Consider the following 20,769-nt stretch of genomic DNA (forward strand, 5'->3'; position numbering starts at 1 on the left):
CCCGCCGGGCCGCGGGATCCGTGGCCGGGCCCGCCGGGGCCTACTTCGGGTCGTCGCCCCCGTCAGGGTGCAGGACGTCGGCGATCTTCTCGGAGAGGTTGGCCACGGTGTCCTCGACGGTGGCCACCCCCTCGCCGATGTCGCGCAGCACCCGCTTGAGGATCTTGCCGGTCGGGTTGCGCGGCAACTCGTCGATGAACACCACCTCGCGGGGCACCTTGTAGCGGGCCAGGTTGTCCCGGACGTAGGCCTTGACGGCGTCCTCGTCGATCTCGGCGCCCTCGGCCTTGACGACGAACGCCCGCAGCCGTGATCCCCATTCCTTGTCGTCGACGCCCAGCGCCGTCGCCTCGACGATCTCCGGGTGCCCGGACAGCAGGTCCTCGATTTCGGCGGGGAAGACGTTCTCGCCGCCGCAGATGATCATCTCGTCGTCGCGGCCGCTGACGTAGAGCAGGCCGTCGGCGTCGAAGTAGCCGACGTCACCGGAGGACATCAGGCCGTCGATGACCTGCTTGCCGCCACCGCCGGTGTAGCCCTCGAACGGGAAGGTGTTGCCGACGAAGATCCGGCCCACCTGCCCCTGGGGCACCTCGTTGCCGTCGTCGTCGACGATCTTGATCCGCACGCCCTTGACCACCGGCCCGACGGTGGCCGCGTCCTTCTGCAGGTCCTGCGGCCGGGCGATGGTGGCGAACGCGATCTCGGTGGAGCCGTACAGGTTGTAGACGACCGGGCCCAGATCCTTCATCGCCCGGGTGGCCAGCTCGGCGCCCAGCTGGGACCCGGACACGAAGACGATCCGCAGGCTGGAGGTGTCCGGCTTGGTCTCCAGGGTGTCGCGGTAGTCCAGGATCCGCGAGAGCATCACCGGCACCACCACCATGGCGGTGACCCGGTGCTCCTCGATGTCGGCCAGCACGGTGGCTGGCTTGAAGCGGCGCCGCAGCACCAGGGTGTTGCCCAGCATCATCGCGATGGTGCAGTGCAGGAAGCCCAGCGCGTGGAACATCGGCGCCGGCAGCGAGGTCACCTCACCGCTGCGGAACGGCACGGCCGACAGGATGCCGCCGATCGGCGCCAGCGACGGCGGGGCGGCCCGGTTCGCGCCCTTGGGGGTGCCGGTGGTTCCGCTGGTCAGGATGATGATCTTGGCCTGCTTGGTGGCCCGGGGCGCCGGCCGGTCGTCGCCGCCGGCGATCAGGTCGGCCAGCGTCTGGGCGGTGCTGCCCGACGGGGTGTCGGAGTCCGGGTTGGTGGGCAGCGCCCGCAGTTTGCCCAGCGGCGGGTCGGCCTCGGCAACCGCGGCGGTGTATTCGTCGTCGTGGATGATCAGCTGGGCGCCCTCGCGCTCGGAGACCTCCTTGATCTGCGGGCCGGAGAATTCGCTGTTGAGCAGGATCATCCGAGCGCCGACCCGGGCCGCGCCGTAGAGCGCGATGAGGAACCACCGGTGGTTGCGGATCAGCAGCGCCACCCCGTCGCCGTCGCTGACGCCCCGGGCCCGCAGCGCGTTGGCCACCGCGTGCGCGGCGGCGTCGAGCTCGGCGAAGGTGAGCTGGCCGTCGTCGTCGATGATGGCGATGCCGTTCGGGTTCCGCCGCGCGTTGAGCGCCGGGATCATCCCGATCTCACCCCAGCGGGCGATGTCGGCCAGCAGGTTGGCAAAGGTCAACGGGTCCATCTTCAGCGCCCCGGCCTCGAACATCTTTCGGGCGTAATGCAATTCGGCCGCGCCGCGTTCGGCGTACTTCGACACGGATTCACCCAGGGCACCGGCGGTCTGGAGGGCCAGATCTGTCAGCTTCGACATGGCTCAAGCCTAGGGCGGTCGGGGGTGTTTCGGCGTGGATTAGTGGCGATCGGGTTGCCTATCCTCTGTTTCAGCGGCCACAACGGAGGAGAACGCAGATGGCGGGAGCACCCGAGCAGCCGACGGCAACGGAACCGGCGGACACCGCCGCGCCCGCGCGCAATCTGTCGGTCGACTACTACCGGGTCTCCGGGGTGGCCCTGATCGTCTTCGGGCACTGGCTGCTGTCCAGCATCACCTACCGCAACGGTGAGTTCGGTCTGGAGCAACCGCTGGTCGACATCCCGTGGACGCAGTGGCTGGTCTGGCTGATGCAGGCGGTGCCGGTGTTCTTCGTCGCCGCCGGCTACGCCACCGCGGTGTCCTGGGCGCACTGGCGCGACACCGGCCGGATGAGCCGGCAGGACTGGGTCCGGCGCCGGTTGAGCGCCGCGCTCGGACCGACCGGCGCCTACCTGGCCTTCATCTGGACGCTGATGATCATCGCGAAGCTGGTCGGCGCGCCGGGTGCGGTGCTGGACTACGCGGGCTGGGCGGTGGCCATGCAGCTGTGGTTCCTGGCGGTCTACGCCCTGGTGGTCTACCTGACCCCGGTCGTCGTGGCCGCGTTCCGGCGCTGGGGGCTGTGGGTGCCGGCGACCCTCGGGCTCGGCGTTGCGGTGGTCGACCTGCTCAGCATCGTCGGCAAGGTGCCCTACCTGCACTGGGCGAACTACCTGCTGTGTTGGGGGGCGATGTACACCATCGGCATCGCCTGGCACGCCGGCCGGTTCGACGAGCGGTGTAGTTCCGCGAGTAAGAGACCGGCCGGCAACAACGCCGGCCGGTTCTCGGCCGGTTCGACGAGCGGTGTAGTTCCGCGAGGAAGAGGCCGGCCGCGGGGCATGAACGAGCGGCGTAGGCCGCTGCTCATGCTGGGGGTCTCCGCGGTGATGCTCGCGGTGCTGATCGGCTGGGGTCCCTATCCGGTTTGCATGATCGACATTCCCGGCCAGCCGATCCAGAACTCCTCGCCGCCGTCGCTGGCGATGTTCTTCTTCGGCTGCGCGCAGGCCGGCATCGCGATCTCGCTGGGCACGCTGGTCACCCGGGCGATGAGCGGCCGGCGCACCCGGCGGTTCCTGTCGGTGGCCAACACCAACGTGATGGCGCTGTACCTGTGGCACATGGTCCCCGTCGTGGTGGTGGCCGCGATCGCCTACCCGCTCGGGCTGCTGCCGCAGTACCCGGAGGACAGCGGCCCGTGGTGGGCGATGCGGGGCGTGTGGGTGCTGATCCTGGCGGTGGTGACGGCCGGGCTGATGCTGACCCTGTTCAAGCTGCGGCGGATCTTCGCCGCGTCGCTGCCCGAGATCCGGGTGGGCTGGTCACCGCGCTGGACGGACCTGACCCTGTTCGCCGGGGTGGCGCTGGCGGCCTACGGCATCACGGTGGTCTCGGCGGCCGGGTTCGCCCCCCACGGCGTCATTCCCTGGCATTCGGTGATCGCGTTCGCGGTGGGCGCGGTGCTGGTGGCCGTGCAACCTCGCCGGGAGTCTTGACCCGCACCCGCGGCGGGTGCTAAGCAGGTGCTCAGCATTGTGGCGTGACGTGCGCCACGCACCCGAGGAGGATTCCGTTGTCGCTGAGTGCCGTCGCCAGTTCGGTCATCGATGATCTTGCCGCCCGTCCCGGCACCGGCGAGGCCATCGCCGTCGTCGACCCGTCCACCGAGGAGCGGATCACCGAGTTCCCCGACGCCGGGCCCGAGGCCGTCAACACCGCCGTCGCCGCCGCCAAGGCCAGCTACGACTCCGGGGTGTGGACCGACATTCCGGGCCGCCAGCGCGCCAAGGCGCTGTGGCGCCTGGGCGACCTGATCGACGAGCACGCCAAGGCGTTCGCCGAGTTGGAGTCGCTGGATGCCGGGATGCCGCCGATGCAGGCCGAGATGATCGTGTCGACCTGCGCGGAGTTCTTCCGCTACTACGCCGGCTGGTGCACCAAGATCAACGGCAGCAGCTACCAGGTGCAGATGGAGGGCGGCGTCAACAGCACGCACGCCAACTTCCACGCCTACACCCAGAAGGAGCCCTACGGCGTCGTCGGGCTGATCTACCCGTGGAACGGGCCGCTGTTCAACGCCTGCGCCAAGATCGCCCCGGCGCTGGCGGCGGGCTGCTCGGCCGTGGTCAAGCCGGCCGAGGAGACCCCGCTGTCGGCGGTGCTGCTGGAGCGGCTGATCGCCGAGGCCGGCATCCCCGAGGGGGTGGCCAACTTCGTCATCGGCTACGGCGCCACCGCGGGCGCGGCGATCACCGCCCACCCGGACGTGGAGAAGGTCGCCTTCACCGGCTCGACCGAGGTCGGCAAGCAGATCATGCGCGAGTCGGCGGACAACCTGAAGAAGGTCACCCTCGAGCTCGGCGGTAAGTCCCCGGTGCTGATCTACGAGGACGCCGACCTGGACATGGCCATCATGATGGCCTCGATGGGCATCTTCGTGCACTCCGGCCAGGGCTGCGTGTGCGGTTCCCGGGTGTTCGTGCAGCGCAGTGTCTACGACCGGGTGGTGGCCGGGATCTCGATGATCGGCGAGAACCTGGTGCTGGGCGGGCCGCAGGACGAGGGCGCCATGATCAGCCCGCTGGTCAGCCAAAAGCAGCTCGACCGGGTAATGGGCTACATCGATCAGGGCAAGCGCGACGGCGCCGAGATCGTCAGCGGCGGCTACCGGCTGGACCGCAAGGGCTACTTCATCAAGCCCACCGTGGTCACCGGCGTCGACCCGGAGACCAGCAGCCTCTACAAGGAGGAGATCTTCGGCCCGGTCGTCACCATCTTGCCGTTCGACGACGACGACGAGGCCATCGCGATGGCCAACGACACCAACTACGGCCTGGCCGCCACCGCCTGGACCACCAACCTGGCCCGCGCGCACAACCTGGGCAAGCGGCTCAACGCCGGCATGGTGGGGCTGAACTGCCAGCTGACCTTCGACCACAACGTGCCGTTCGGTGGCTACAAGCACTCCGGCGTCGGCAAGGAGTTCGGCTACGAGGGCATCGACGGCTACCTGAAGACCAAGTCGATCTGGGCCGCCCTCTGAGCGACCCGGTCGCTCACCGTGTTCCGGCCGGCCGATAACCCTCGGTCAGCCGGAACACGGTGCGCTCCAACGCCGGCAGGATGTCGGCGATACCGATCTCGCCGGCCACGAACCGGCCCAGCAGGCCGTAGATGACGTTGGAGACGACGATGTCCAGGTCGGCGACGAACTCCGGGTCCACCCCGGCGAGCACCTCGCGGCTGGCCGGCAGCACCTCGTCGAACCCGCGGCGCACCAGCGCGTCGCCGCCCGGGGCCGAGCGCGCCCGGTAGTAGGCCTTGAGCATGCCGGGGTGCCGCTCCCACGGCTCGAAGATGGTGCGCAGCATCCGCATCTCGCCCTCATACAGCGACTCCTCGGCATCGCCGGGACCTTGCCGCAGGCCGGCCCAGCGGTGCTCGTCCATCCACCGGGACAGCGCCGCCCGGATCAGGTCGTCGCGGGTGGGGTAGCGCTTGTAGATGGTGGCCAGCGAGGTGCGGGCCCGGCGCGCGACGGTGCGCAGCGCGACGGCGTCGTAGCCGTCGGACTCCAGGATCTCCGCGACGATCCGCAGCACCCGGTCGTCGGCGGCGTCCGGCCCGTCGGCGCCCCGACGGTCGGCATCGACAATGGCCATCCTCACCCCCTTGTCCGCGTGATGTAACGCCGTTACGCTACCGCAGTAACACGGTTACACCCGATCGGAAAGTGAGGCCCCATGCCAGCCCTCGACGGGAAAGTCGCCTTCATCACCGGGGTGGCCCGCGGCCAGGGCCGCAGCCACGCGCTGCGGCTGGCCGCCGACGGCGCCGCCATCATCGGCGTGGACAGCTGCGCGGACATCGCCACCAACTGCTACCCGATGGCCAGCCGCGCCGAACTCGACGAGACCGTCGAACTGGTGCGCGCCGCCGGCGGCCGGATGCACGCCTCGGTCGCCGACGTCCGGGACTACCCGGCGCTGGCGGCCGCGCTGCAGGCCGGGGTCGACGAGTTCGGCCGGCTCGACATCGTCTGCGCCAACGCCGGCATCGCCGGGATGGCCTTTCGGGAACTGTCCGTCGAGGAAGACCTGCAGACCTGGACCGACGTCATCGACGTCAACCTGGTCGGCTCGTTCCACACCGCCAAGGCCGCCATCGGGCACCTGATCGCCGGCGGCCGCGGCGGCTCCATCGTGTTCACCAGCTCGACGGCCGGGCTGAAGGGCTTCGGCGGGCTCGGCGGCGGCGGGCTGGGCTACGCGGCGTCCAAGCACGGCATCGTCGGGCTGATGCGCACCCTGGCCAACGCCCTTGCCCCGCACAGCATCCGGGTCAACACCGTGCACCCCACCGCGGTCAACACCATGATGGCGGTCAACCCGGAGATGACCGCGTTCCTGGAGAACTACCCCGGTGGCGGCCCGCACCTGCAGAACCCGATGCCGGTGCAGATGCTGGAACCGGCCGACATCAGCGCGGCGATCGCCTTCCTGGCCTCCGACGCCGCCCAGTACGTCACCGGGGTCACCTTCCCCGTCGACGCCGGCTTCTGCAACAAGCTGTGAACGGGCGCGTAGCGGGCAAGCGGGTGCTGGTCACCGGCGCCGCCCGGGGAATGGGCCGCAGTCACGCGGTGCGACTGGCCGAGGAGGGCGCCGACCTCATCCTGGTCGACATCTGCGCGTCGCTGCCCGACATCGACTACCCGCTGGCCGCGACCGAGGACCTCGCCGAGACCGCGCGACTGGTCGAGGAGCAGGGCCGCCGCGCCATCACCCACGTGGTGGACGTGCGCGACGCCGCCGCGCTGACCGCCGCGGTCGACGACGGGGTGACCCGGCTCGGCGGACTGGACGCCTCGGTTGCCAACGCCGGGGTGATCACCGGCGGCACCTGGGACACCACCACCGCCGAGCAGTGGCGCACCGTCGTCGACGTCAACCTGATCGGCACCTGGAACACCTGCGCGGCGGCGCTGCCGCACCTGGTCGACCACGGCGGCAGCCTGGTCAACATCAGTTCGGTGGCCGGCCTCAAGGGCAGCCCGCTGCACACCCCCTACACCGCCTCCAAGCACGGCGTCGTCGGGATGAGCCGCGCGCTGGCCAATGAGCTCGCCGCGGTCAACGTCCGGGTCAACACCGTGCACCCCACCGGGGTCGACACCGGGATGCGGCCCGATGCGCTGCACGCGCTGCTGCACGGCGAGCGCGCCGATTTGGGCCCGATCTTCCAGAACGCGCTGCCGATCGTGATGACCGAGGCCCGCGACGTCAGCAACGCCGTGCTGTTCCTGGTCTCCGACGAGTCCCGGCACGTCACCGGCCTGGAGTTCAAGGTCGACGCCGGGGTGACGCTGCGATGACCGACCGGGGAGCCGCGATGTACGCGGAGGTGATGACGGTGCCCGCGCCGCAGCCCGTCGCACCCACCGAGCGCGCCCTGCTCGATGTCGTGTTCGGGCAGGTGTGGACGCGCCCCGGGCTGAGCCGACGCGACCGGCGGTTCATCACGCTGGCCTGCGTGGCCGCCGCCGACGCCGAGGGCCCGCTGCGCGAGCACGTCTACGCCGCGCTGCGCAGCGGCGACCTGAGCATCACCGAGATCCAGGAGGCCGCGCTGCACTTCGCGGTGTACAGCGGCTGGCCCAAGGCGTCCCGGCTGAACATGATGATCGACGAGCAGTGGGCCCGCATCCACGCCGAACGCGGCACCCCGGTGCCGCCGCCGGAACCGCTGCTGCCGCTGCCCACCCCCAGCGATCCGGAGGCCCGGCTGGCCACCGGCGAGCAGGCGTTCATCGACGTCAACTGCCTGCCGTTCGTGCCGACCCGGGACAACCCGTACTCCGGGGCGGGCATCCTGAACTTCGTCTTCGGCGAGGTCTGGCTGCGCCCGGGGCTGGGCCGGCGGGAACGACGGCTGCTCACGGTGGCCTGCGTGGGCTTCCAGGACGCGCCCTACCCGATCATGAGCCACGTCTACGCCGCGCTGCGCAGCCGGGATCTGTCCTTCGACGAAATGGACGAGCTGATCCTGCAGTTCGCCGCCTACTACGGCTGGGCCAAGGCGGCCACCCTCCAGGCCGTCGCCCACGAGCAGCAACAGCGGGTCCGCCAGGAGTTGTCGGGGCAGGACTTTGCGGTTCCCAAGTGACCAAAGTAGTTGAATAGGACACAATGGGCGTCATGCCCGACAGCGAGCCCGGTCCCGGTCTGCGCGAGCGGAAGAAGATCCGCACCCGGGAAACCCTCCGGCGCGAGGCCCTGCGCCTGATCGCCGAGCAGGGCTTTGCCGCCACCACCATCGAGCAGATCGCGGCGGCCTCGGAGGTGTCCCCCAGCACGTTCTTCCGCTACTTCCCCAACAAGTCCGCGCTGCTGGTGCCCGACCAGCTGATGGACCCCATCATCGACGTTTTTCTGCAGGCGCCGGCCGAGCTGTCCCCGATCGCGGCCTACCGCTACGCCGTCGAACAGGTCTTCGGCCAGTTCAGCGACCCGGAGTGGGCCGAAGAAGCCGGCCGCCAGGCGTTGATGTACACCCTCCCGGAGGCCGCAGGCCCGCTCTACCGGCAGTACATCTTCACCATCGGGCGGATCACCGAGGCACTCGCGGTGCGGCTGAGCCGCCCCGCCGACGATCCCGAGCTGCGGATCGCCGCCGGCGCCATGACCGGGGTGATGATGCAGGCGCTGCACGGCACCCCGATGCAGCCCGAGATGATCTACCGGGCGCTAGATTTCCTCGATGCGGGGCTTCCGCTGATCTGAGCCGCCCCCGACCACCCGGAAAGGGCGCCATGGGCAAGAGCGTTTTCATCACCGGGGCGGCCGCCGGCATCGGCCGGGCCACCGCCCGCCGGTTCGCCGAACTCGGCTACACCGTCGGCGGCTACGACCTCGACGAGGCCGGCCTGGCGACCCTGGCCACCGAGATCACCGCGCTCGGCGGCACCCCGGTCACCGGCCACCTCGACGTCACCGACTACGCCGAGCTGAGCCAGCGGATCACCGAGTTCACCGCGGCGACCGGCGGCCGGCTGGATCTGCTGATCAACAATGCCGGGATCCTGCGCAGCGGGCGCTTCCCGGACATCGACATCACCGCCCAGCAGCGAATGATCGACATCAACTGCAAGGGCGTGACCAACGGCTGCCACGCGGCGTACCCGGCACTGCGCGACACCCCCGGCGCGACGGTGATCAACCTGTGCTCGGCATCGGCGATCTACGGCCAGCCCGAGCTCGCGGTCTACAGCGCCAGCAAGTTCTTCGTCCGCGGCCTGACCGAGGCGCTGGACCTGGAGTGGGGCGCCGACGACATCCGGGTGATCGCGATGTGGCCGCTGTACGTGCAGACCGCGATGACCGACGGCGTGCACACCGGCACCACCGCCTCGCTGGGGGTGAACCTGACCGCCGAGGACGTGGTCGCCGCGATCGTCGCGGCGGCCGAGCCCGGGCCGCTGCAGCGGTTGCTGCACGTGGTGCACTTCCCGGTCGGCCGGCAGACCGCGCTGATGGCCGGCGCGGTGCGGTTCTCCCCGGCCTGGCTGACCCGGCTGGTCAACAAGCGGCTGGCCCGGCTGTGACCGCGCCGACCCCCACCGGACCCACCCGCCGCGGCTTCCTGGCGCTGGCCGCCGCGGCCGGTGTCACCGCCGTCGCCGCCGGCTGCGGGTCCGAACAATCAGGCTCCGAGGGCGCCGACGGCGGCGCGGTCACCGTCACGCACGCGTTCGGCGAGACCACCGTCGCGGCCCCGCCGACCCGGGTGGTCAGCGCCGGGTTCACCGAGGCCGACGACCTGCTGGCGGTGGGCATCGTGCCGATCGCCACCACCGACTGGTGGGGCGAGCAGCCCTACGGGGTGTGGCCGTGGGCCCGCTCGGCGCTGGGCCCGGCCCAACCCGAGCTGCTCAGCCTCGCCGACGGCATCCAGGTCGAGCGGATCGCCGCGCTGCGGCCCGACCTGATCGTGGCGATCAACGCCGGCGTGGACGCCGAGACCTACCGGCGGCTCTCCGAGATCGCCCCGACCATCCCGCAGGCCGGCCGCGCCGCGTTCTTCGAGCCCTGGCGCGAGCAGGCCAGCACCATCGGCGCGGTCGCGTTCCAGGGCCCGCGGATGACCGAGCTGATCAAGACCGTCGATGAGGGCTTCAGCGCCGCCGGGACCGCGCACCCGTCGTTCACCGGCACCAAGGCGCTGCTGCTCGGCGGCAGCACCGACTGGGAGAACAGCGTCCGGGTCAGCACCGAGGGCTGGCGCACCGAGTTCCTCACCCGGCTGGGCTTTCACATTCCCAAGGTCGACGGCACCCCGGCCGGCGACGGCCGGGTGCTGGTGCCGCTGGACCGGATCGACGGGGCGCTCGACGGCGCCGATGTGCTGATCTGGACCACCGAGAGCGACGAGGAACGCGACCGGCTGCTGGCGGTGCCGCAGATCGCCGCGCTGGCCGCCACCAAGGCAGGCCGCAACGTCTTCACCGACCGGGAGCTGGCCGGGGCCATCGCGTACTCCTCGGTGCTGTCGTTGCCGGTGGTCGCCGACCGGCTGCCCCCACTGCTGGCCGCCGCGCTGGGATGAGCTTGGATTGACGCCGTGACCGGCCCCGACCGCTTCCGCCCCGGCCCCGGGTCGACGCCGGGGTTCGCCGCGGTCGGGTCCCGCTACTACCCGGGCCTGGTCGCGGCCTTCACCGCGCTGGTGATCATCTCCAACGTCACCGCCACCAAGGGGGTGGCGTTCGGCCCGATCATCACCGACGGCGGCTTCATCGTGTTCCCGCTGACCTACGTGATCGGCGACGTGCTCTCCGAGGTCTACGGCTTCAAGGCCGCCAGTCGGGCGATCCTGCTCGGCTTTGCGATGAACATCCTTGCCGCGCTGGCCTTCTGGGCGACGGTCTACCTGCCCGCCGCCGACTTCTACCAGAATCAGCAGCATCTGGAGAACGTCGTGCAGGCCTACACCCAGCTGATCGCCGCGGGGCTGGCGGGCTTCCTAGTCGGCCAGACCCTCAACGCCTGGAGCCTGGTCGCGATCAAGGCCCGGACCCGGGAGAAGCATCTGTGGGCCCGGCTGGTCGGCTCCACCGTCGTCGGCCAACTCGGCGACACCGTGGTGTTCTGCACCATCGCCGCCGGCGCCATCGGCATCCGCACGGTGCGCGACTTCCTGGTGTACACCGCGCTGGGCCTGGTCTACAAGACCACCGTCGAGGTGCTGTTGCTGCCGGTCACCTATCGGGTGATCGCGTTCCTCAAGCGCCGGGAACCGAGCTACCAGTACCTGCCGTGAAGATCCGCGACTACGGCGACACCGCGCTGCTGCTGGAATTCAGCGGCACCGCCGAGGTGCTCGCGGCCGCCGACGCGGTGCGCGCGGCCGCGCTGCCCGGCGTCCTCGACATCGTCCCGGCCGCCCGCACGGTGCTGCTGACACTGTCCGGCGCCACCGTCCGCGATCGGGTGCGGGATCGGTTGTCCGGACTGCCTTTCGGCGCCGCCGGCGATGCGCTGCGCCCGCCGCCGGGCCGGCCCGACGTCGTCGTCGACGTGGTGTACGACGGCCCCGACCTCGACGAGGTGGCCGAGCACACCGGCCTGACCCGCCAGGACGTCGTCGCGGCGCACACCGGCCGGCCGTGGCGGGTCGCGTTCGCCGGCTTCGCGCCCGGCTTCGGCTACCTGATCGGCGGCGACCCGCGGCTGGCGGTGCCCCGCCGCGCCGAACCCCGCACCCGGGTGCCGGCCGGGGCGGTGGCGCTCGCCGGGGAGTTCAGCGGCGTGTACCCGCGGGACTCCCCGGGCGGCTGGCAGCTGATCGGACGCACCGACGCGGTGCTGTGGGACATCGACCGCGACCCGCCGGCCCTGCTGACCCCCGGCCGGTGGGTCGGGTTCCGGGCGGTGCCGGGCCGATGAGGCGACTGCAGATCGTGCGCACCGGAGCACTGGCGCTGATCGAGGACCTCGGCCGGCCCGGGCTGGCCGCCCTCGGGGTGGGCGCGGGCGGGGCCGCCGACCGCGGCGCGCACGCGCTGGCCAACCGGCTGCTGGCCAACCCCGCCGGGGCGGCCACCGTCGAAGTCACCCTCGGCGGGTTCGCCGCCCGGGTGCTCGGCGGCGACGTCGAGATCGCGGTGACCGGCGCCGACGCCGGCGCGACCGTCGACGGCACCGGCTTCGCCGTCAACACCGTGCAGCCGGTGCGCGCCGGTCAGTTGCTGGAACTGTCCGCCCCGAGCGCCGGGGTGCGCAGCTACCTGGCGGTGCGCGGAGGCATCGCGGTGGCACCGGTGCTCGGCTCGCGCAGCCGCGATCTGCTGTCCGGGATCGGCCCGGCGCCACTGCGGGCCGGGGACCTGCTGCCGATCGGGGCGCCCGGAGCCCAGCATCCGCCGGTGCGGCTGGCACCGGTCCCGGCGGTCGGGGCGGGCCCGGTCGAACTTCGGGTGCTGCCCGGCCCGCGGCGCGACTGGTTCACCGATCCCGACGCTTTGCTGCGCACCGCCTGGACGGTCGGCGAGCGCGCCGACCGGGTCGGGATCCGGTTGGTCGGGGCACCGCTGCGGCTTCGCGAGCCGGGCCGTCAGCTGCCGCCGGAGGGCCTGATTCGGGGCGCGATCCAGGTGCCGCCGAACGGGCTGCCGGTGATCCTCGGCGCCGACCACCCGGTGACCGGGGGTTATCCGGTGATCGGGGTGATTGCCGACGCCGACACCGATCGGCTCGCCCAGCTGCGGCCGGGTCAGCCGCTGCGGCTGTGCCCAGCCGCCGGGCTCAGATACAGCCGCTGACGCTGATCCGCCGGCCGAGGCTCGCGCAGACGTTGACGTCGGGGGCCGGTGGGGGCGGCGGGGGCGGCTGCTGGAAGTCCTCGGGCATCGGCGCGTACTCCGACGGCGGCGCCACCCAGGGCGCGACGGCGTCGGCGATGCTGCCGCAACTGCTGACCGAAACATGCCCGCGCCGGCCCCCGACGCTGCCGCAGACGTCGGCGTGCGCGTCGGCCGGACCGGCCAGCACCACCACCCCCTGCAGGCCGAACAGCATCGCGGCGATCGCCGTCCCCAGCAGCACCGGTCGTAGAAACCTCGGCATGTCGGGCTCCTCTCCGCAGAGAAATTGTGCTGGTGAAGATATCCCGGATCAGCGACCCGCGCAGCCGCGCGGCCAATTTCTCGCCACGCCCACCGATCGGGTTAAACGTGATGCAGGTCACCCTCGGATCCAGATGTGGCTAGCATCGAGACCCGTACTGTGATTTACGACACCTTCAGCCCAAGGAGGTCATCTTGTCCACCACAACGGAATTGGCGGAGCTCTTCGAACTCGCCGGCCGACTGCGCCACACCGTGATGGCACTGCGTGCCCGGCACGCCGCCACCCCCGCGATGCGCCGCATTCTGCTGGACGCCGACCGGATCCTCGGCGACCTGGACCTGCTCGACGCCGACGCCCAGGAACTCGGCCTGTCGCGCTACACCCCGCCGTCGTCCGGAGAAAAGATCCAGGTGCCGCACGCCGGCTACGGCGACGACTTCTGGCGTGACGTCGACGACGAGGGTGTGGGCGGCCAGCCTCGCTGACCCACGCCGACGATGCCCGGCACCCGGCCGGATGACAGACGAAGGGACCCCACCAATTGAGTGCACCCGCCGCCCAGCGTCCAGGCCGGGGAACCGGCATCTTCTCCCCCACCCGCGCGGCCATCGCCGCGCGCACCCTGCGGACCGATCGGTGGTGGAAGGCGCCGCTGCTGACCGATCTCGGCCTGGCGGTGTTCATCGTCTATGCCACCGTGCGGGCGTTCTGGGGCAGCGCCTATTGGGTACCGGAGTACCACTATCTGACGCCGTTCTACTCGCCGTGCGTCAGCACCGCCTGCGCACCGGGTTCCAGCCACCTCGGCCAGTGGGTCGGCGCGCTGCCCTGGTTCATCCCAATGGCGTTCATCAGCCTGCCGTTCCTGCTGCTGTTCCGGCTCACCTGCTACTACTACCGCAAGGCCTACTACCGGTCGGTCTGGCAGTCCCCGACCGCCTGCGCGGTCGCCGAACCACGAGGCAACTACACCGGTGAAACCCGGCTGCCGCTGATCATCCAGAACTCGCACCGCTACTTCTTCTATGTGGCCGTGCTGATTTCGACGCTCAACACCTACGACGCGGTGGTGGCCTTCCATTCCGACGAGACCGCGAGCGGTTTCGGCTTCGGCCTGGGCAACCTGATCCTGGTCGGCAACGTCACCCTGCTGTGGATCTACACGGTGAGCTGCCACTCCTGCCGGCACGCGACCGGCGGCCGGCTCAAGCATTTCTCCAAACATCCGGTGCGCTACTGGATCTGGACGCAGGTCTCCCGGCTGAACACCCGGCACATGGAGTTCGCCTGGATCACCCTGGGCACCCTGATGCTGACCGACTTCTACATCATGCTGGTCGCCAGCGGCACCATCACCGACCTGAGATTCATTGGCTGACAACCGCTTCATTGGCTGGCGACGACTCATTGGCCGACGACACCGCCGGCGGAACTACCCAGAAGGAAGTACATGGCTGAGCTGGAACGGCATCAGTACGACGTCGTCGTGATCGGTGCCGGCGGCGCCGGACTGCGCGCGGTGATCGCGGCGCGCGAGGCCGGCCTGCGGGTCGCGGTGGTGTGCAAGTCACTGTTCGGCAAGGCCCACACCGTGATGGCCGAGGGCGGCTGCGCCGCGGCCATGCGCAACGTGAACACCAAGGACTCCTGGCAGGTGCACTTCGGCGACACCATGCGCGGGGGCAAGTTCCTGAACAACTGGCGGATGGCCGAGCTGCACGCCAGGGAGGCCCCCGACCGGGTCTGGGAGCTGGAGAGCTACGGCGCGCTGTTCGACCGCACCGCCGACGGCCGGATCAACCAGCGCAACTTCGGCGGCCACACCTACCCGCGGCTGGCACACGTCGGCGACCGCACCGGCCTGGAGATCATCCGCACCCTGCAACAGAAGATCGTCTCGCTGCAGCAGGACGACCTGCGCGACCTCGGCGACTACGAGGCGCGGATCAAGATCTTCCACGAGTGCACCATCACCGACCTGCCGATGGACAACGGCCGGATCGCCGGTGCGTTCGGCTACTACCGGGACTCCGGCGATTTCGTGCTGTTCGAGGCACCGGCGGTGGTGCTGGCCACCGGCGGCATCGGCAAGTCGTTCAAGGTGTCGTCGAACTCCTGGGAATACACCGGCGACGGCCTGGCGCTGGCGCTGCGGGCCGGCTCGTCGCTGATCAACATGGAGTTCATCCAGTTCCACCCGACCGGGATGGTGTGGCCGCTGTCGGTCAAGGGCATCCTGGTCACCGAGGGGGTGCGCGGCGACGGCGGCGTGCTGAAGAACTCCGACGGCAAGCGCTTCATGTTCGACTACATTCCCGCGGTGTTCGCCGGGCAGTACGCCGAGACCGAGGAAGAGGCCGATCAGTGGTTGCGGGACAACGACTCCGCGCGCCGCACCCCCGATCTGCTGCCCCGCGACGAGGTCGCCCGGGCGATCAACTCCGAGGTGAAGGCCGGCCGCGGCTCGCCGCACGGCGGGGTGTACCTGGACATCGCCTCGCGCATGACGCCCGAGGAGATCAAGCGCCGGCTGCCGTCGATGTACCACCAGTTCCTTGAGCTGGCCGAGGTGGACATCACCCGCCACGAGATGGAGGTCGGCCCGACCTGCCACTACGTGATGGGCGGCATCGAGGTCGATCCGGACACCGGCGCCGCCGCCACCCCGGGGCTGTTCGCCGCCGGGGAGTGCTCCGGCGGGATGCACGGCTCCAACCGGCTGGGCGGCAACTCGCTGAGCGACCTGCTGGTGTTCGGCCGCCGGGCCGGGCTCGGCGCGGCGGAGTACGTGCAGTCGCTGCCGGCGCGGCCGGCGGTCAGCGAGAGCGCGCTGGCCGCCGCGGAGGCCACCGCACTCTCCCCGTTCGAGCCGCACGCTGACCCGGAGAACCCCTACGACCTGCACCACGAGCTGCAGGAGTCGATGAACGACCTGGTCGGCATCATCCGCAGGCACGACGAGATCGAGGCCGCGCTGGCCAAGCTCAACGAGCTGCGGGCCCGGGTGCACCGGGTCACCGTCCAGGGCGGGCGGGTGTTCAACCCGGGCTGGCACCTGGCCGTCGACCTGCGCAACATGCTGCTGGTCAGCGAGTGCGTGGCCCGCGCGGCGCTGGCCCGCCAGGAGAGCCGCGGCGGGCACACCCGCGACGACTTCCCGGAGATGGACGCCGACTGGCGCAACACCCTGCTGGTTTGCCGGACCGACGGCGGGGACCCACTGGTGCCCGACGTCGCGGTCACCTCGGAGGCGCAGCTGCCGATGCGCCCCGACCTGCTGGCCACCTTCGAACTGTCCGAGCTGAAGAAGTACTACACCGCCGCCGAACTTGCCGAGCACCCGGAACAGAGAGGCTGAACATGGCCCAGTCCATTGGCACCTACGACGCCCGGTTGCGGGTCTGGCGCGGCGACGACGACGGCGGCGAGCTGCACGACTACACCGTGGCCGTCAACGACGGCGAGGTGGTGCTCGACATCATCCACCGATTGCAGGCCACCCAGGCCCCGGACCTGGCGGTGCGGTGGAACTGCAAGGCCGGCAAGTGCGGATCGTGTTCGGCGGAGATCAACGGCATGCCCAAGCTGCTGTGCATGACCCGGATGTCGACCTTCTCCCCCGACGAGACGGTCACCATCACCCCGATGCGCACCTTCCCGATCAAGCGGGATCTGGTCACCGACGTGTCCTTCAACTACCAGAAGGCGCGCCAGATCCCGTCGTTCACCCCGCCGCCGGACCTGAAGCCCGGCGAATACCGGATGCAGCAGGAGGACGTCAACCGCAGCCAGGAGTTCCGCAAGTGCATTGAGTGCTTCCTGTGCCAGGACGTCTGCCACGTGCTGCGCGACCACGAGGACAACAAGGAGGCGTTCGCCGGCCCGCGCTTCCACATCCGCATCGCCGAACTGGACATGCATCCGCTGGACACCGTGGATCGCAAGAAGATGGCCCAGGACGAGTTCGGTCTGGGCTACTGCAACATCACCAAGTGCTGCACCGAGGTCTGCCCGGAACACATCAAGATCACCGACAATGCGCTGATACCGATGAAGGAACGGGTGGTCGACCGCAAATACGACCCGATCGTCTGGCTGGGCAACAAGCTGTTCCGCCGGGGCTAGCCGTCCCGGCGGCGAACCCCGCTCGTCAGCTGCGCGAGCATGGCGGCGAAGACCAGCGCCCACACCGCCAGCGCGATCCAGATTTCTACGGCGCCGACCCCGGCGACGATCGGCAGGCCGTCGGCGTGGCCAAGGAAGATCGACCCGACCCCGTACATGCCCAGCGGGAACACCATGCTCCACAGCGTGGGCTCGTAGCGCAGCGGGATGCGGTGCACGACGTGCCGCCACACCCCGGTGGCCAGCAGCGGGATGACCAACCAGGTCCCGAACCCCCAGAACAGCACCGAGGTCCCGCCGATCAGACCGCGGGTGGCGGCGACCATCGGCGCATCGGCCATCTCCACGATGCTCGCGCCGGCCACCACGGTGATCGCGGTGGCGCCCATCGCCACCCAGTAGGGCGGGGTGAGGTCCTCGGCTTTGACCGGGTACAACATCAGCCGCAGCGCGACGAGCACCCCGACCGCGCCGTACAGGAACACCCCGACCGACCAGGAGAACACCGCCAGCACGGCGAGCTCGCGACGACCGAACTCCGGTTGCAGCGCGGCGGCCAGCACCGCGACCGACTGACTGGCGACCACCCAGGTGAACCAGCTGCCGTTGGCGGCGGTGAGCACCGGCCGCACCGCGCGGCCGAACAGCGCCGTCCAGGGCACCACGTAGCCGAGGATCAGCCAGGCCACCCAGCCGACGGTCAGCAGGATCCCGGCGTAGAGGTAGTGCCGGTCGACCGCGAGCCGGGTGCCCAGCACATCGGTGGCCGCGACGAAGGTGAAGGTGGCGAAGCCGCGGCGCGGGTCGGTCAGGTCGGCGACGAACTCCCGGCGGAAGGCGACGACGCGAGCGACGGTCGCGACCAGCAGCACGGCGTAGCTGAGCACCCCGATCCACAGCAGCGCCACCGACAGCGCGTGGGCCCCCTGGTACCGCATGCCGATCGAGACGATGCCGGTCGCCATGACCAGCGCGAAGTAGCCCGGGTGCAGGGTGCGCACCGCGTCCCGCACGACGGGTGCTTACCCTCCGAGCCGGCGGAAGGTGCTGCGGTGGAAAACGATCGGCGCGACCTCGTCGTGCACGGTCAGGGCGTTGACCCGCAGCAAGACGATGGTGTGATCGCCGGCGGTGACCAGCTGCTCGATCTCGGTCTCCAGCCAGACGCTGGTGCCGTGGATGAAAACCGCACCGTTGTTGGACACCGTCTCCAGGCCGGCAAACCGGTCCCCGGTCTTGGCGGCCAGGGTGCGGGCGGCCGCGTCGTGCGCCTCGCCGAGCACACTGATCCCCAGCGCCGGGCGGCCCTGGAGCCGGGGCCAGGTCGACGACGAGTTCTGCACACAGAACGACACCAGCGGCGGGTCCAGCGAGACCGGGACGAACGTGCTGGCCGCCAGGCCCACCCGTTCCCCGTCGATCTCGGCCGCAATGGCGATCACGCCGGACGGAAAGTGGCCGAACGCCTCCCGCAACGAGGTGGGATTCAGTTCCACTGCGCTCATAACCAAGCATCCTGACATGCGCGCGAAGCCGGTGCTGCGCCCGGGTGCACCGACCTCGGCGGCACCGCGCCGGCCGCAGCGGCCGCGGCGCCCACGCTCACCTCCGGTTTACCGGGCTGACCTGCGACGGCCTCACCAAACCCACCGGTGGGTTGAATGGATCACAGGGCTTGCTTTTGCGGCAGAACTGGGTTTAAATTGTAGTTACTGGTGGGTAACTTAGATCGATGCCCAACCTTGTAACAACAAGTTCAAGTGGCAATTTCTCATCGAGGAGGATTGACGTGGGCCACTACAAGTCCAACGTACGCGACCAGGAATTCAACCTGTTCGAGGTTTTCGGCATCGACAAGGCGCTCGGCAAGGGCAAGTTCGCCGACATCGACGTCGACACCGCCCGCGAAATGCTTGCGGAGATGGCCCGTCTGGCCGAAGGCCCGATCGCCGACTCCTTCGAGGACGGCGATCGCCATCCCCCGGTCTTCGATCCCGAAGCCCACACCGTCACCCTGCCGGAGTCCTTCAAGGCCTCCGTGCGCGCCGCCATCGAGGGCGGCTGGAACAAGGTCAGCCTCGATGAGGAGCTCGGCGGCATGCCGGCTCCCCGCGCGCTGCTCTGGGCCCTCAACGAGCACATCCTCGGCGCCAACCCGGCCGTCTGGATGTACGCCGGCGGCGCTGCGTTCGCAAAGATCTTCTACGACAACGGCACCGAAGAGCAGAAGAAGTGGGCCGTCCTGGCCGCCGAGCGGGACTGGGGCGCCACCATGGTGCTGACCGAGCCGGACGCCGGCTCCGACGTCGGCGCCGGCCGCACCAAGGCCATCGAACAGCCCGACGGCTCCTGGCACATCGACGGGGTGAAGCGGTTCATCACCTCCGCGGAGTCCGACGACCTGTTCGAGAACATCTTCCACCTGGTGCTGGCCCGCCCCGAGGGCGCAGGCCCCGGCACCAAGGGCCTGTCGCTGTTCTTCGTGCCGAAGTACCTGTTCGACTTCGAGACCGGTGAGCCGGGCGAGCGCAACGGCGCCTTCGTCACCAACGTCGAGCACAAGATGGGCCTGAAGGTCTCGGCCACCTGTGAGCTGACCTTCGGCCAGCACGGCATCCCGGCCAAGGGCTGGCTCGTCGGCGAGGTGCACTCCGGCATTGCGCAGATGTTCGAGGTCATCGAGCAGGCCCGAATGATGGTGGGCACCAAGGCCATCGCCACCCTGTCGACCGGCTACCTCAACGCGCTGGAGTACGCCAAGGAGCGCGTGCAGGGTGCAGACCTGACCCAGATGATGGACAAGGCCGCCCCGCGCGTCACCATCACCCATCACCCCGACGTCCGTCGCAGCCTGATGACCCAGAAGGCCTACGCCGAGGGCATGCGAGCGGTCTACCTGTACACCGCCTCGTTCCAGGACCGAGAGGTCGCCGAGGCCGTGCACGGCATCGACGCGGACCTGGCCTTCAAGATCAACGATCTGCTGCTGCCGATCGTCAAGGGCTGCGGTTCCGAGCGGGCCTTCGTGCTGCTGGGCCAGGAGTCGCTGCAGACCTTCGGCGGCTCCGGCTTCCTGCAGGACTACCCGATCGAGCAGTACGTCCGCGACTCGAAGATCGACTCGCTGTATGAGGGCACCACCGCCATCCAGGCGCAGGACTTCTTCTTCCGGAAGATCATCCGGGACAAGGGCCAGGCGCTGGGATGGGTGGCCGGCCAGATCGACGAGTTCATCAAGAACGAGACCGGCAACGGCCGGCTGAAGGCCGAGCGCGCCGCGCTGGCCACCGCGCTGGCCGATGTGCAGGGCATGGCCGCCTCGCTGACCGGCTACCTGATGGCCGCCCAGGAGGACGCCCCGAGCGTCTACAAGGTGGGCCTTGGCTCGGTGCGATTCCTGATGGCCGTCGGCGATCTGCTGGTCGGCTGGCTACTGGCCCGCCAGGCCGCGGTGGCGATCGAGAAGCTCGACGCCGGCGTCACCGGCGCGGACAAGTCGTTCTACGAGGGCAAGGTCGCCGCGGCGTCCTTCTTCGCCAAGAACATGCTGCCGCTGCTGACCTCCACCCGCACCGTCGTCGAGAACCTCGACAACGACGTGATGGAGCTCGACGAAGCCGCCTTCTGATCCGCTGAATCACCTCTGTCACCGAAACGCTC

21 protein-coding genes are annotated in these 20,769 nt (G+C 70.0%); 16 read left to right on the forward strand and 5 right to left on the reverse strand.

The window, feature by feature from the left end; translation table 11 throughout:
• Positions 1-40: 40 nt before the first annotated feature.
• A complete protein-coding gene (gene fadD2 / locus G6N10_RS12105) occupies positions 41-1,813 on the reverse strand; it encodes a long-chain-fatty-acid--CoA ligase FadD2 (protein WP_085097357.1) in 1,773 nt (590 codons plus the stop codon).
• Positions 1,814-1,911: 98 nt separating this feature from the next.
• Here fadD2 and G6N10_RS12110 point away from each other — a divergent pair, with 98 nt between their 5' ends.
• Both G6N10_RS12110 and G6N10_RS12115 read left to right on the forward strand, forming a co-directional pair.
• Positions 1,912-3,354, forward strand: a complete 1,443-nt coding sequence (locus tag G6N10_RS12110) for an acyltransferase family protein (protein ID WP_109750543.1) — start codon at positions 1,912-1,914, stop codon at positions 3,352-3,354.
• Positions 3,355-3,437: 83 nt separating this feature from the next.
• Positions 3,438-4,901 carry an aldehyde dehydrogenase family protein gene (locus G6N10_RS12115; protein ID WP_085097433.1) on the forward strand — a complete coding sequence of 488 codons (1,464 nt, stop codon included), beginning with the start codon at positions 3,438-3,440 and terminating at the stop codon, positions 4,899-4,901.
• 13 nt (positions 4,902-4,914) lie between these two features.
• Here G6N10_RS12115 and G6N10_RS12120 read toward each other — a convergent pair whose 3' ends face one another.
• Entirely contained in the window at positions 4,915-5,520 is a 606-nt protein-coding gene (locus tag G6N10_RS12120) for a TetR/AcrR family transcriptional regulator (protein ID WP_085097354.1), read from the reverse strand.
• 81 nt (positions 5,521-5,601) lie between these two features.
• Here G6N10_RS12120 and G6N10_RS12125 point away from each other — a divergent pair, with 81 nt between their 5' ends.
• Genes G6N10_RS12125 through G6N10_RS12165 form a run of 9 tightly spaced genes read left to right on the forward strand, consistent with a single transcriptional unit; the run spans position 5,602 to position 12,677 of the window.
• Positions 5,602-6,432, forward strand: coding sequence for a mycofactocin-coupled SDR family oxidoreductase (locus tag G6N10_RS12125; protein ID WP_085097351.1), 831 nt, complete (start codon positions 5,602-5,604; stop codon positions 6,430-6,432).
• A complete protein-coding gene (locus tag G6N10_RS12130; RefSeq protein WP_085097347.1) occupies positions 6,429-7,232 on the forward strand; it encodes a mycofactocin-coupled SDR family oxidoreductase in 804 nt (267 codons plus the stop codon). The genes G6N10_RS12125 and G6N10_RS12130 overlap by 4 nt, the downstream gene beginning before the upstream one ends.
• Entirely contained in the window at positions 7,229-8,023 is a 795-nt protein-coding gene (locus G6N10_RS12135) for a carboxymuconolactone decarboxylase family protein (protein ID WP_085097344.1), read from the forward strand. The genes G6N10_RS12130 and G6N10_RS12135 overlap by 4 nt, the downstream gene beginning before the upstream one ends.
• A 32-nt stretch (positions 8,024-8,055) precedes the next feature.
• Positions 8,056-8,640: a TetR/AcrR family transcriptional regulator gene (locus tag G6N10_RS12140; protein WP_085097430.1), complete on the forward strand. Its 585-nt coding sequence runs from the start codon at positions 8,056-8,058 to the stop codon at positions 8,638-8,640.
• A 29-nt stretch (positions 8,641-8,669) separates the two neighbouring features.
• A complete protein-coding gene (locus tag G6N10_RS12145; protein WP_085097341.1) occupies positions 8,670-9,461 on the forward strand; it encodes an SDR family oxidoreductase in 792 nt (263 codons plus the stop codon).
• Positions 9,458-10,462: an ABC transporter substrate-binding protein gene (locus G6N10_RS12150; protein WP_085097338.1), complete on the forward strand. Its 1,005-nt coding sequence runs from the start codon at positions 9,458-9,460 to the stop codon at positions 10,460-10,462. Before G6N10_RS12145 ends, G6N10_RS12150 begins: the two co-directional genes overlap by 4 nt.
• A gap of 15 nt (positions 10,463-10,477) precedes the next feature.
• Positions 10,478-11,176, forward strand: a complete 699-nt coding sequence (locus tag G6N10_RS12155) for a queuosine precursor transporter (RefSeq protein ID WP_085097335.1) — start codon at positions 10,478-10,480, stop codon at positions 11,174-11,176.
• Positions 11,173-11,802, forward strand: a complete 630-nt coding sequence (locus tag G6N10_RS12160; RefSeq protein ID WP_085097333.1) for a 5-oxoprolinase subunit B family protein — start codon at positions 11,173-11,175, stop codon at positions 11,800-11,802. Before G6N10_RS12155 ends, G6N10_RS12160 begins: the two co-directional genes overlap by 4 nt.
• Positions 11,799-12,677: a 5-oxoprolinase subunit C family protein gene (locus G6N10_RS12165; protein ID WP_085097424.1), complete on the forward strand. Its 879-nt coding sequence runs from the start codon at positions 11,799-11,801 to the stop codon at positions 12,675-12,677. The genes G6N10_RS12160 and G6N10_RS12165 overlap by 4 nt, the downstream gene beginning before the upstream one ends.
• Here the strand turns inward: G6N10_RS12165 and G6N10_RS12170 are convergent.
• Positions 12,661-12,981, reverse strand: a complete 321-nt coding sequence (locus G6N10_RS12170) for a hypothetical protein (protein ID WP_109750542.1) — start codon at positions 12,979-12,981, stop codon at positions 12,661-12,663. The two genes, G6N10_RS12165 and G6N10_RS12170, sit on opposite strands and share 17 nt — an antisense overlap.
• A 194-nt stretch (positions 12,982-13,175) precedes the next feature.
• On the opposite strand from G6N10_RS12170, the gene G6N10_RS12175 reads away from it, so the two are divergent.
• The 4 genes from G6N10_RS12175 (at position 13,176) to G6N10_RS12190 (ending at position 17,109) form a co-directional block, all read left to right on the forward strand.
• Complete coding sequence (locus G6N10_RS12175; RefSeq protein ID WP_085097330.1) at positions 13,176-13,469, forward strand: Rv0250c family protein; 294 nt, start codon at positions 13,176-13,178, stop codon at positions 13,467-13,469.
• A 56-nt stretch (positions 13,470-13,525) separates the two neighbouring features.
• On the forward strand, positions 13,526-14,362 hold the full coding sequence (locus G6N10_RS12180) for a succinate dehydrogenase subunit SdhC (RefSeq protein WP_085097327.1): 837 nt from the start codon (positions 13,526-13,528) through the stop codon (positions 14,360-14,362).
• A gap of 72 nt (positions 14,363-14,434) precedes the next feature.
• On the forward strand, positions 14,435-16,342 hold the full coding sequence (locus G6N10_RS12185) for a fumarate reductase/succinate dehydrogenase flavoprotein subunit (protein WP_085097324.1): 1,908 nt from the start codon (positions 14,435-14,437) through the stop codon (positions 16,340-16,342).
• 2 nt (positions 16,343-16,344) lie between these two features.
• Positions 16,345-17,109 (forward strand): succinate dehydrogenase/fumarate reductase iron-sulfur subunit, encoded by a 765-nt coding sequence (locus tag G6N10_RS12190; protein WP_085097321.1) that lies wholly within the window; start codon positions 16,345-16,347, stop codon positions 17,107-17,109.
• On the opposite strand, the gene G6N10_RS12195 is transcribed toward G6N10_RS12190, so the two are convergent.
• Together G6N10_RS12195 and G6N10_RS12200 are read right to left on the reverse strand one after the other, a co-directional pair.
• Positions 17,106-18,122, reverse strand: coding sequence for a tellurite resistance/C4-dicarboxylate transporter family protein (locus tag G6N10_RS12195; RefSeq protein WP_085097318.1), 1,017 nt, complete (start codon positions 18,120-18,122; stop codon positions 17,106-17,108). The two genes, G6N10_RS12190 and G6N10_RS12195, sit on opposite strands and share 4 nt — an antisense overlap.
• A gap of 9 nt (positions 18,123-18,131) precedes the next feature.
• Positions 18,132-18,614, reverse strand: coding sequence for a flavin reductase family protein (locus tag G6N10_RS12200; RefSeq protein WP_109750541.1), 483 nt, complete (start codon positions 18,612-18,614; stop codon positions 18,132-18,134).
• 284 nt (positions 18,615-18,898) lie between these two features.
• On the opposite strand from G6N10_RS12200, the gene G6N10_RS12205 reads away from it, so the two are divergent.
• On the forward strand, positions 18,899-20,737 hold the full coding sequence (locus tag G6N10_RS12205) for an acyl-CoA dehydrogenase (protein ID WP_085097312.1): 1,839 nt from the start codon (positions 18,899-18,901) through the stop codon (positions 20,735-20,737).
• Positions 20,738-20,769 lie beyond the last annotated feature (32 nt).

Origin of the sequence: Mycolicibacterium fallax (assembly GCF_010726955.1) — a bacterium.
Classification (GTDB): Bacteria; Actinomycetota; Actinomycetes; order Mycobacteriales; family Mycobacteriaceae; genus Mycobacterium; species Mycobacterium fallax.

Coding starts and splice junctions, on each gene's coding strand:
- fadD2 (WP_085097357.1), bottom strand. CDS start 1,813: ATGTCGAAGCTGACAGATCTGGCCCTCCAGACCGCCGGTGCCCTGGGT.
- G6N10_RS12110 (WP_109750543.1), top strand. CDS start 1,912: ATGGCGGGAGCACCCGAGCAGCCGACGGCAACGGAACCGGCGGACACC.
- G6N10_RS12120 (WP_085097354.1), bottom strand. CDS start 5,520: ATGGCCATTGTCGATGCCGACCGTCGGGGCGCCGACGGGCCGGACGCC.
- G6N10_RS12125 (WP_085097351.1), top strand. CDS start 5,602: ATGCCAGCCCTCGACGGGAAAGTCGCCTTCATCACCGGGGTGGCCCGC.
- G6N10_RS12135 (WP_085097344.1), top strand. CDS start 7,229: ATGACCGACCGGGGAGCCGCGATGTACGCGGAGGTGATGACGGTGCCC.
- G6N10_RS12140 (WP_085097430.1), top strand. CDS start 8,056: ATGCCCGACAGCGAGCCCGGTCCCGGTCTGCGCGAGCGGAAGAAGATC.
- G6N10_RS12145 (WP_085097341.1), top strand. CDS start 8,670: ATGGGCAAGAGCGTTTTCATCACCGGGGCGGCCGCCGGCATCGGCCGG.
- G6N10_RS12165 (WP_085097424.1), top strand. CDS start 11,799: ATGAGGCGACTGCAGATCGTGCGCACCGGAGCACTGGCGCTGATCGAG.
- G6N10_RS12170 (WP_109750542.1), bottom strand. CDS start 12,981: ATGCCGAGGTTTCTACGACCGGTGCTGCTGGGGACGGCGATCGCCGCG.
- G6N10_RS12185 (WP_085097324.1), top strand. CDS start 14,435: ATGGCTGAGCTGGAACGGCATCAGTACGACGTCGTCGTGATCGGTGCC.
- G6N10_RS12190 (WP_085097321.1), top strand. CDS start 16,345: ATGGCCCAGTCCATTGGCACCTACGACGCCCGGTTGCGGGTCTGGCGC.
- G6N10_RS12200 (WP_109750541.1), bottom strand. CDS start 18,614: ATGAGCGCAGTGGAACTGAATCCCACCTCGTTGCGGGAGGCGTTCGGC.